This is a genomic window from Klebsiella sp. C360, assembly GCF_048822415.1.
Lineage (GTDB): Bacteria > Pseudomonadota > Gammaproteobacteria > Enterobacterales > Enterobacteriaceae > Klebsiella > Klebsiella quasipneumoniae.
Genome location: NZ_JBMEZZ010000058.1, coordinates 1 through 725 on the forward strand (window position 1 = coordinate 1; position 725 = coordinate 725).

A 725-nucleotide genomic window follows, 5' to 3' on the forward strand; every position below is an offset into this window, starting at 1 on the left:
GTCCAGCGGATATCAGCGCTGAAAGATGATGGCTGAGCGTGGAGGCAGGAATCTCAAGGTGCTTCTGCAGTTCGCCAACCGGCAGGCCTTCATGACCCGCCCTGACCAGCTCCCGGTATATGCTGAGACGTGTCGGGTGGCCCAGTTCTCGAAGTGCGTTTGCAGCAGTGTTTAAATCCATAATACCTCCTTTATCTATATTTCCAGAATAATAGAAATATAGCCTGCGTCAATCGTTTCTGCCGTGAGGGTACCGCTTTCCCAATCATGCTCTGTCCGCCAGGTTATGGGGGGCAGAGCCAGAGCACTACCGAAATCCTTGCGAATACCCGTGCAGGGAATAATTTCCGCCCCCTTTATGGCCGGAAAAAAAACTGATAAACGTCGCCTTTTCAGAAGGTTGCTTTCTTAACGTGGTTTTTCGCATGGTTGGACCTCAGACCCCATATAGGCAGCGCTAAGGGCAATCCGTGGGTACAGGATATTAACCACCGCGTTACTTTGTGGTTGCCCTGGCGGATAGGCTTTGTACGAGGAGGGAACCATTCTATTGCCAGCGGCGTTCTGGCCGGTGAGGGTGAGGTAATACCCGATACGGTTTATGATATGCGGTATTTGCTCGATATTGTCAGCACTGACGGGTATTACTGGTACATGAGCGGGAAGATCTGCGAGAGAGTCAGTGACTACCGTACAGCCGCCTTTTTTGAAATAGGCCGCCTGCT

Annotated in this window: 2 protein-coding genes; one reads left to right on the top strand and one right to left on the bottom strand. The window is 51.6% G+C overall.

Annotation, left to right across the window (positions count from 1 at the left end; genetic code table 11):
• On the bottom strand, positions 1 to 181 hold a 181-nt coding region (locus ACOI7D_RS27820), incomplete at its 3' end, for an ArsR/SmtB family transcription factor (RefSeq protein WP_000365429.1).
• Between the two features lie 326 nt (positions 182 to 507).
• Between ACOI7D_RS27820 and ACOI7D_RS27825 the strand changes: the two genes are divergently transcribed.
• On the top strand, positions 508 to 725 hold a 218-nt coding region (locus ACOI7D_RS27825; protein ID WP_420668014.1), incomplete at its 3' end, for a DUF6710 family protein.